Consider the following 10235-nt stretch of genomic DNA (forward strand, 5'->3'; position numbering starts at 1 on the left):
TCAATCCCTCGACGCCCCAATCACCTTGGCGCAGCGGCGTCAGCAGTTGGAATTGCTTCTGCGCGGTGAGCACCTCTCTGGCCCAGGCGTCGATCTGGCGCTGATCCACATCGGCTGCGGGTGCTCGGTCTCGCATTCGAGTCAGATAGCTGCCCGGACCTGCATAACCAGTGCCGGTTAGCGCCTTCAATGCCGGAGCATCGGCCGCTGCAAGCTGCACCACCTCGATGGCTCCCAGCTCACTGGCCGGTCGCTGCCGCTCCCTCTCGAACAACTGCAGCACAGCGCCGAGCCGCTGTCCGTGCTGTCCATGCTGCCCCGGAGCAATCGAGCCCAGCAGTGGCTGATTGACCAGCGCCGCCAACGCACCAATGCCACCTTGCTCGCTGAAGCGGTAACTCTTGCGCAGCATGACCACGGCCTGATCGAGCGCATTGCCAGCGGCATCGCAATAGGCAGGCGGCAGATGCTCACCAGCCGCCTGCTTGAGCCATGCGATGGTCTCAGGCCGATAGTGCGCATCAGCCGCTCGCTGGCAGAGATCGCCGAGCACCGCACCGGCCTCGACCGAGCTCAGCTGATCCTTATCGCCAAGCAGAATCAACCGGGCATCGGGGCGCATCGCGTCGAGCAGGCTAGCCATCATCTCGACATCGACCATCGAGGCCTCATCCACCACCACCACGTCGGCCGGCAGCGGATCGGCGATATGGTGACGAAAGTGCCGGCTGTCCGGGCGGGTGCCGAGCAGCCGATGCAGGGTCTTGACCTCAGTCGGGATAAGGCCATCGGTCGCAAGGTCGCCAGGCAGCCCTTGCACCTGCTCGGCGATCGACTCATTCAGGCGCGCAGCAGCCTTGCCGGTCGGTGCCGCCAGCTCGATACGTAGCGGCGGCTCTTGAGCGGCGGCAGCCAACCCTTGCAAGACGGCCAGCAAGCGCACCACGGTGGTGGTCTTGCCGGTGCCGGGACCGCCGGTAATGACCGAGAAGGCTCGCTGCGCGGCGAGTGCGCAGGCGATCCGTTGCCAGTTCGGCTCCAGCGTTGTATTAGGTCCTGCCCCCGGCTCCGAGTCCGGTTCTTGCTCTGGCTCTGGCTCTACTGGCTGTGGCGCTAGAAACCGCTGCGCCGCCTGGCCCAGCCCAGGCTCGGAGCCTAGATCGAGCTGAAGCTGAGCCGGCGATTGAGACGGCGATCCTCGGGCCAGCGCCGAGTCGCATGGCATGCTTGGACTGGGGCTGGTCTTGGCGCTGGTCTTGGGGCTGGTCTTGGCGCTGGACTTTACGTTAGCCCTAGCGTTCGACTTGGCGTTCGCCCTGGCGCTGGACTGAGCTGGAGGCTGACCCTGATCGCCTGGCGCTGCGACTTGAAATAGGGCCTCGAGCTCGCGCCGCAGCACAGCAGGGTCGACGGCGATGCGTCGCTGCAGTCTTGCCTCGATACCGGCGCGGATGCGCTCCTCATAGCCCCAGTAGCGCCGCAGGTAGAGCAGCGGCTGCTCCCGAGTGCCGGCGAGCACCAAGGGCGTCGAGGCGTCCTCGGATGCTGTCGCGGCAGCCTCAGGCGTTGGCTCGATGCCTGAGTCGTTCCCTGACTCGACATGGGCCTCGAGCCGATTGCTGACCAGGGAGCTGGCAACGAGCCGCGCCGCCCAGTCATCCAAGCTCAGCGCCTGCAGCTCGGCCCGCAACGCCTGTCGCACCGGCGGACTGAGCGCTTGGTCATCACGCAGCCGCCCGAGCAGCCTGTCGGGTTGGGCCAGCGCGCCCTGGAGATCGAAACAGACGTGACCATGACCGTTGCGCTCACTGGTCAGGGCAACCGCAAGCAGCACCGCTGCGTCTTGCTCACCCGCCTGCTGCGCTAGGAAACGTGTCAGGGCAAGATCCAGTGCCCGTAAGGCGCCGGCCTCGAGCCAGCTGCTCATGATGGCGAGCAGGCGCTCGGCCTCACTGCTCGGCGGCGTAATCGACGCCGGTCGCAACAGCGATGCTTGACTCGATCGGTTTGCATCGGAGCTCGGTCGATCGACGCTGGAATCAAGCCTCGGGGTCGGCATTAGGCGACCTCCTGGCTAGCGGTCGTCGCTTCGCCGGCGAAGAGCTGATCGAGGGCTTCGATCAGTGCCGGCGCCGGCTTATCGGTGAACAGACCCTGGCTGGGGGCCTGAGTACCGCGCAGAAAGACATAGATGACACCGCCGATGTGGCGCTCGTATTCATAGCCTGGTAGGCGCGCGCGCAGCAGCCGATGCAGGGCCAGCAGGTAGAGCGTGTATTGCAGGTCATAGCGGTGCTCGAGCACGGCGGCGGTCATGATCTCAGGCGTGTAGGCATCGTCATCGGGTCCGAGCCAGTTCGATTTCCAGTCGAGCAGGTAATAGCGGCCCTGATGCTCGAAGACCAGATCGATGAAGCCCTTAAGCATACCGTTGAGCCGATTGGCCCGCAGCTCCGGCCTCGTCTCGCCGGGCAGGCAATGGGTCTGCACGAGCGCATCGAGCCTGGCTGTATCGACCTGTTTGCTCTCGATCCAGAACTCCATCTCGACCTGGATCTGCCGCGGGCTTAGGTCCTGCAGCGCCAATGTTGGCGCTGCTGACGGCCCATCACTCAGGCCGCTCAGCATCCAACGCTGGGCCAAACAGTTGAGCAGCCAGTCGTCTAGCCTGTCGATCCATTGGACGAGTCCGCGCAGCGCACAGCGTCGGGCGAGCATGTCGCGGCGCTGCGTCGCGCCCTCCACCGCGGCCGCATAGCCCTGATACAGGGCCCCATCCTGCTGCCACTGTTGGGTGCCAGCCCATTCGAGCAGGCCATGCAGAAAGGTGCCGTAACGACTGCCACGCGGAAAGCCATGCAGCAGCCCCTCAGGCGGCTTTGCCAACCACTGGCCGCGCGTCTCAGCGCCGGCTGCAGCGGCATTCAACATCCCCTCCTCGCGCGTGATCTCCTGCGTCGCGGTATCGGCGGCACTGTCTTGCAGCGACAGCTCCGAGGCATCGGCGAGGGGCGCCGAAGCCCCTTGCCGCAATGCCGAATAGCTGCTGATCCACCAGGGTGTAAATCGGGCATGGGTGGCTGCTCGCGCTGGCGCCAAGCTCGTCTCGGTCTCGGCAGCTAGCCACCCTTGTTGGATGCTTGGGGCCGGCCTGATTGCAATCGCGGCACAATCACCCTTGAGCTGAGCCAGCGCGTCCCAGACCGCCTGCGGCCTCGGAAAGGTCGAGCCGCCGCCAAGTACATAGCCGATCGCCGATCGCTCCAGCTGCGGCTGTTTGGCGTTGCCGCTCTTGAGCGCGGCGATGCCGAGCACGACCGCATACCGAGCTCGGGTCACGGCGACATAGAGCAGGCGCAGATCCTCGCTCAGGCGCTCCTCATCCGCCGCGATCCAGGCGTCCTTGAACAGCCGATGGCCCGCGACCTCGAGATAGCGGCTCGGCGGGCCGGCCGCAGAGCTGGTGATGGGATCAGGCAGCGCAGACAGGCCCGGAGGCGAGCTGGCACCCTGGTCGTCAGGCGACCTAGCGCCCTGGCTTCCAGCGGAGCTGGCGCCCTGGTCTCCAAGCGAGCTGGCGCTCTGGCCAGCAGCGGCACCGATGCTTGCAGCGTTACCGGAGCAGTCACGCTGGAGAGCAGGCCGTGCCGTGGATGATGCGCCCTCGGCGCTGGTCATTCGGTAAGGCACCTGCTTACTGCGTCCATCGACGCTCCGCCAACTGCAGATGAAGGGCAGCAGCACCAGGGGGTATTCGAGCCCTTTGGACTTGTGGATCGTGATCACCTGGACCAGCTCGGCATCGCTTTCCAGACGCACGATGAACTCTTGGCCGCGCTGCTCGAGATGCGCCCGTAGATGACGGATCAGTGCCTGCTCACCATCGAGGGTTATGGCCGCCTGCTGCAGCCATTCCGAGAGATGCAGCAGATTGGTCAGGATGCGCTCACCATTGCCGCGTGCGAGCAGCCGGGCCGGCAGGTCGGCCTCGTGCATCAGCTGCCGCAGCAGAGCCAGGACGCCTTGACGCTGCCAGATCCGGCGGTAGACGCGGAAGCGCTCGATCTCAGCCTCCCAGGCAAGCTCATCCTGCTGCAACACAGCCAAGGCCTGCAGCGGCAGCCCCAAGGTGTTGGAGCCGAGCGCCGCGCGTACCAGCGCCTCATCGGTTGGCTCGGCGCAGGCACGCAGCCAATGCAGTAGATCGCCAGCCTCCTCGGTCTCGAACACCGAATCGCGATCGGAGAGGTAAACGCTATGGATGCGCCGCGCCGCCAGCGCCTCGCGCATCACCCTGGCCTCGGTGCTGCTGCGCACCAGGATAGCGATGTCCTTTGGGCGCAGTGGCGCCAGCCCTTGCGCCGACCTTAGGCCAGTGTGGCCCGCACGCGCCTGCTGCAGCCAGCGCAGGATCTCGGAGGCGGCAGCCTCGGCCATCTGCGCCCGATAGTCACTGGCGCCGATCGGCGCGTCACCACTGTCGAGCTGCCAGAAGGTCATCGCAGCCGCCGGCTCGCCACCGATGATCAGCTGCTCGTCGCGACCCTTGGCGCTAACCTCAAGAAACGGAACCGGATTCTCGCCCTGAGGTGCGGGCTTGGGCTGGCCGATGCTCTCGATGCCTGCCAGCTCGCGGAAGCGGAAGGCCCCCTGCGCATGCCGGTCTGCATAGCCAAACAGCCGATTGCAGGCGGCCACCATCGCCTCGGTCGAGCGGAAGTTGCGACCCAGGCTGTAATGGCGTCCGGCCGTGGCGCGCCGGGCGTCGAGATAGGCCTGGATGTCGGCACCGCGAAAGCCATAGATGGCCTGTTTCGGGTCGCCGATCATGACCAGCGCGGTGGCTGGGACGGCCGAATCCCCAGACGGACGGCCGGCGCCGTAGATCGAGGCAAAGATCCGATACTGGATCGGGTCGGTATCCTGGAACTCATCGATCAGCGCCACCGGAAACTGGCTACGAATGGTCGCCGCGAGCTGCTCAGACTGGGCCCGCGCCGCAGGGCTGTCATCGGCTGGCCTCAGCGCGGCCTCGAGCTCGCGCAGCAGGTCATCGAAGCCCATCTCGGCCCGAACCCGAAGGCGCCGTGGCAGCTCTCGGCCGACCCAGGCCGCAGCATGGGCGAGCAGGCAGGCCTCGAGCGAGGGCTCCGGTGGCTCGGGCGGCGTTGGCTTCGTCTGACTCAACACCTCTTGCCAAGCCGCGAGCGCAGCAAAGGCCGGATGCGTCGCCTCGGCCTGGATCTTGGCGCTCTTCTTGAAGGCGAAGGCGCCTTGGCCAAAGTTCTTCAGCTTGCCCGGCGGCGCAGCACCCGCCTCGGCCCAGGCAGCGATCTCGGCCAGCAGCTGATCGAAGTCTTCTGGCCGCGTGCTGGCATGCTGTGGCCCCTTGAGGTGTCGCCTAAGCTCACGCAGATGGGCCTCGATGGCCGCACGATCTGCGCACCATTGCTCCCGCGCAAGATCTTCAAGACGACGGCACTCGGCCTCAATGGCCAGGCGCTGCTCTGCAACGGCCTCGGCCTCGTTCTGCCAGCGGCACTGTGCCGCCAACGGCTCAGCGAGATCATGACAGCTCAGGGGCTGACCACGATACGACAGCACGGCATCACGCCGATCGAGCCACTGCGCCAAGCGCTCCTGCAAGACCGCCGGCGAGGCCATGATCGACTGGATGCAGGCCGCTTGGTCGGCTGGCAGTGCATAGAAATGTATCCGCCAATAATCTCGCAGCAGCTCGGCGATCAGATCGGTCTGATCGGTGACCAGCTCGCGCTGAAACAGCCCGCGGGTGGAGAAGGCATGCTCTTGCAGCATGCGCTGACACCAACCGTGGATGGTCAGGATCATCGCCTCGTCCATCCATTCGGCAGCCTGGCGGAGCCGACGCGCACAGCCCGGCCATTGACTTGCTGCATAGCTATCGCGCAGTGCCGAGAGTGCGTCGTCTGTCACAGCCGAGTCGGCACTCCCGCTCCCAGGACGCTCCATATCAGGTTCCACACAAGAGGCTATCTCAGGGGCTATCTCAGGGGTCAACTCAAGAACTGCGCCAAGATCGGCATCCGGCTCGACCCCTAATTCGGCGTCGAATTCAGCGCCTAATTCGGCCTCCAGCTTGGCAGCGGGCCTAGCAGGCGGCGGTGCTCGATCGAACAGTTCGGCCACCTCCACCAATCTGGTGCGAATGCGCTCTCGCAGCTCTTTGGTGGCCGCATCGGTGAAGGTCATCACCAGAATCTCCGGCGGCATCAGCGGCCGCTCGAAAGCGGCGCCATCATTGCCATGCCCCAGCACCAGGCGGGTGTAGAGCAGCGCGAGGGTATAGGTCTTGCCGGTTCCAGCGCTGGCCTCGATCAGCCGGTTGCCATGCAGCGGGAAACGCAAGACGTCGAGGGGCTGGGGCTGTTGGCTGCTGGGCTGTTGGCTGCTGGGCTGTTGGCTGCTGGGCTGGGGCATGTGCTAGGAACGATTGACCGGGGTGCGCGCGCTCAATGGGGATCACTGCTGCGGACATGCTCAAAGAGCGGCCGATAGAGCTGATCGATCAGCCCCTGGAAGCGGGCATCAGCGCTCAGCGCGGCATAGCTTGGCCAGAAGCGTCGATAGCCCGCATGCTCGAGACATTCGCCGGTCTGGTTGTAGCCACCTTCGTAGGTCGTCGCTGGATGGCCCTGATCACCCAGTAACCATGCAAAGGCAGTCTTGCAGGCGAGCGGCAGCAGCTCGCTGAGCCCACGCCGATAGCCTGCCATTAGGCTGTGCAGCTGCGTCTCGGCCTCCTTGGCGGTGAGCGGCGGCAGCAGGATCTCGGTCTCAGGGCCGAGCAGGCAGCTGGTCGTCGGTCCCTCTTGCTGTGCGGCCAGGTGCGCCGGCCAGTGACGGACCAGGTGGTACCACTTGAGCTTGTTGTCCTTGATCATCTGGCTCGGCTGCAGGATCAGCCGCAGCCGGTTACCGGCGGTATCGGCACAAAGGCCGGTCAGGCTGTCCTGAAGCAGAAGGCCATCGACCTCCAGTCGCAGCGGCTGCACCGGGAGCGCAATCGGATGCTCGGCGCTCAGCGCTCGAAAGCGCGCCAAGGGTCGCTTGAGGTGGTCACCGAGCTGCTCGACCCAAGCCGCATCAAAGGGAGGCATCGGCAAATGCCCAGCCCGCGCCAAGCGCGCGATCGCAGCTTGCAGACAATCGTCGGTCGCCAGTGTCGGCTCTGCCATCAGGCGCTGTTGGATGCCGAGCAAGAGCGCCTCGCGCAGGCCCCAGCTGCCGAGCCCGTCGAGATCGAATGGCTCCTCGTCGTCGCGCTGCTCGGCCTCGTGATCCAGGTAGAGCGCGAGACGCTGACGGTAGAAGGTCTTGACCGGATAGCGCAGAAAGCCGCCTAGCGCGCCCAGCGCGATGGGCCCATCCAGGCTCGGCGGCCCGAGGTCTGGTGGTGATTCCGACGGCTGCTGATCCAGATCGCGATGCATGGCCCGCCACTCGCTGGCATAGGTGAACAACCGAGGGTCGCGGTCCGACTCAGCCGGTGACTGGAAGTAGCGCAGGCTAAATGGCTGCAATGGATGCTCGGTGGTGAGCGCGGCGACCAAGGCCTGACCCGCATGGTCGTCGACGGAGCAATCGGCGGCAGCGCAATGCGGAGCCAGCCGCCAGCCGGCTGCAAGGTGATCACGCAGCTGCCCCACCAGAACCGAGGCCGGACGCTCGGAGTTGTCGCGAATGCTGCGCCCCACCCAGCTGATCACCAGGCGCTCGCGAGCCGCAAGCAGCGCCTCAAGAAACAGGTAGCGGTCATCCTCGCGGCGCGAGCGATCGCCCGGGCGATAGTCATTGGCCATCAGATCGAAGTCGATGGCACGGCGACTACGGGGGTAGTCGCCATCGTTCATCCCGAGCAGCCAGATCTGACGGAATGGGATCGCGCGCATCGGCAGTAGCGTGGCAAAGTTGACCGCGCCGGCGAGAAAGCGCTGGCTCAGCCTTGGCGCATCCAGCTCAGCGAGCAGCGAATCGCGCACGACCTCCAACGGCAGCAGTTCGTCCTCGACGCCACCGACCTGACAGTTGAGCAGCCATTGCTCCAGAACCTGGCGCAGGTTAGTGAGCGCCACCTCATCGGCGTCGCTAGAGGCGAGGAAGAGCGCGTCGAGCAGCTCGGCCAGCAGCTCACTCCAGGCAGCCGGCGTATAGGGCTGCCGCAATGCTTGCCAGGCATGACCCAAGGCCTCCAGCAGCTCGGCGAGCGGGCCGATCAGCGCAGCCTCTAGGCCGGCGATCTCGTCGTAGGGCTCGACGCCTTGCCAGGCGCCACTGGCACCGGTGGCGAAGCCGAGCAGCATGCGCTGTAAGCCGAATTGCCAGCTGTTCTGCTGCAAGCCCTCGGGCAGACCTAGGCTGGCGCGCTGGCGCGCATCCAGCCCCCAACGGATGTTGGCACCCTCGATCCACTGGCGAAGCCGCGGCAGATCCGCCTCATCGAGGCCGAAGCGCGCGCGCAAGGCCGGGATCTCGAGCAGATCGAGCAGCTCGCTGACCGCGAAGCGCGCTTGCGGCAGATTGAGCAGGTGCTCGACGCCGATGAGCAGCGGGTCGCGCTGGCGCTGGCCTTGATCGGCGATGTGAAAGGGGATGCGGCGAGGGTCGTCCCAGGGTAGGCGGCCGAACACCGCCTCGATCTGCGGCGCATAGGTCGCGATATCGGGCACCATGACCAGGATGTCGCGCGGCGGCAGCGGGATACCTGCTTGGTCAGCCTCGGCGAAGGCATCGAGCAGCTGATCGTGCAGGATCTCGACCTCGCGCTGCGGGCTGTGAGCGACCAAGAAGCTGAGACTGCGATCGCGCATCGGGTCGATCGCGCTCGCCGCAGTCTGCCGCTCGGCGAGCGGTCGCAGCTCGAGGATATCGTCCTGTAGCTGTTGCAGCAGGGTCCGATCGCTATCCTCGTCACCGCCCGGAGACTCGAAGAGATCGATGGTCAGGCTCTGGGCCTCGAAGTGCGCTTCGTACTGCTCGCGCTCGTCGTATTCATCGAGCAGACGGATGTAGTCACGGCCCTGCTTGCCCCAGGCCGCCAACAGCGGATGGCCGTGCAGATGCAGCTCGGTCTCATCGATGTCCTCTGGCACCTTGCGCGCATTGGAGCGCCGATAACGGCTGCGGAACAGCTCGCGGCCCTCGACGATATCGCCCCAGTAGTGCCGGCTCGGGTTCTGCACGAACAGCATCACCTGCGTCACCGGAGCGATCGCCTGCAGCACCTCGATGGCTTGGCGCGGCAGCGACGAGATACCAAAGACGATGACCCGTCTCGGCTCGGCCGGTGGGCGGCTCCCTGGGCGCAAACCTGCTGCCTGGGCGAGAAAGCGCTGATGGATCTCAGCGCGACTCTCGGTACCCATCCCAACGGCACTCGCCGTTTCGCTTGGAGCCGGACGCCTGTCTTGCGCCCGGTTTTGCCCCTGACACTGCACTGGGCTCTGCTGCATATCCTGATGCAGCCAGCGCCAGAGCAGCGGCTGCCAGCGCTGCGTCTCCGGCAGCGGCTCGCGCTGGTCATTGGGTCGGATCAGCAGGTCCTCGCCCTGCTGCCAGGCCGCAAGCCAGTCGGCGCGGTAGACCTGGTACTGGTCGTAGAGATCAGCCAGACGCTCGGCAAGCTGTTGGCGCCGCCGGGCGTCGCCGTCGACGCTGAGAAAGCCGCGCAGCGGCTCGAGCCAGCCGCGCTGGCGGGCATCAACCGCAGCCGCCAGCGTGTCGAGATCGCCCAGCAGCCGATACAGGCGCCAGCTTAGTGGCGCCTTCTCGTAGGCAGAGGTCTCCGGCAGCTCGCCAAGCAGTGCGCGGTAGGCCAGCCAAAGGAAGCGCGCCGGCAGCATCAGGTCGATCGCCGCAGCAATGCCGCAGCCGCCCTCTAGGCCATCGGCATCCAGCCCATCCTGAGCCGGTGCGGCCAGCGCTAGCTTGAGCCATTGGCCGATGCCGTTGCTTTGCACGAGCACCACCTCGTTCTCGAGCGGATGCAAAGGATAGCGCCGCAGCCAGTTGGTCATCAGCCCGCGTAGCAGCTCCAGGCGGTTGCCTTGGATGAGCATGAAGCCTGTTGGCCATGCCGTTGTCTGATGCTCCACCTGCGCTCCTCTGTGCTCCATCAATGCCCCATCAATGCTTCGCTCGACGCGTCTAGTGCCGCCTCTCCCGTCGTCCAGCGCAGCGCTATTGACCGAGCCGAG

At 65.8% G+C, this 10235-nt stretch carries 3 protein-coding genes; all 3 read right to left on the reverse strand.

What is annotated here, in order from left to right:
- On the reverse strand, positions 1-2059 hold a 2059-nt coding region (gene recD / locus ACY693_RS08705), incomplete at its 3' end, for an exodeoxyribonuclease V subunit alpha (protein WP_462321435.1).
- Positions 2059-6459, reverse strand: coding sequence for an exodeoxyribonuclease V subunit beta (recB, locus tag ACY693_RS08710; protein WP_462321436.1), 4401 nt, complete (start codon positions 6457-6459; stop codon positions 2059-2061). The genes recB and recD, both read right to left, overlap by 1 nt.
- A gap of 32 nt (positions 6460-6491) precedes the next feature.
- Positions 6492-10133 carry an exodeoxyribonuclease V subunit gamma gene (gene recC / locus ACY693_RS08715; RefSeq protein WP_462321437.1) on the reverse strand — a complete coding sequence of 1214 codons (3642 nt, stop codon included), beginning with the start codon at positions 10131-10133 and terminating at the stop codon, positions 6492-6494.
- Positions 10134-10235: the final 102 nt, after the last annotated feature.

The sequence above is a fragment of the Halochromatium sp. genome, from assembly GCF_054919635.1.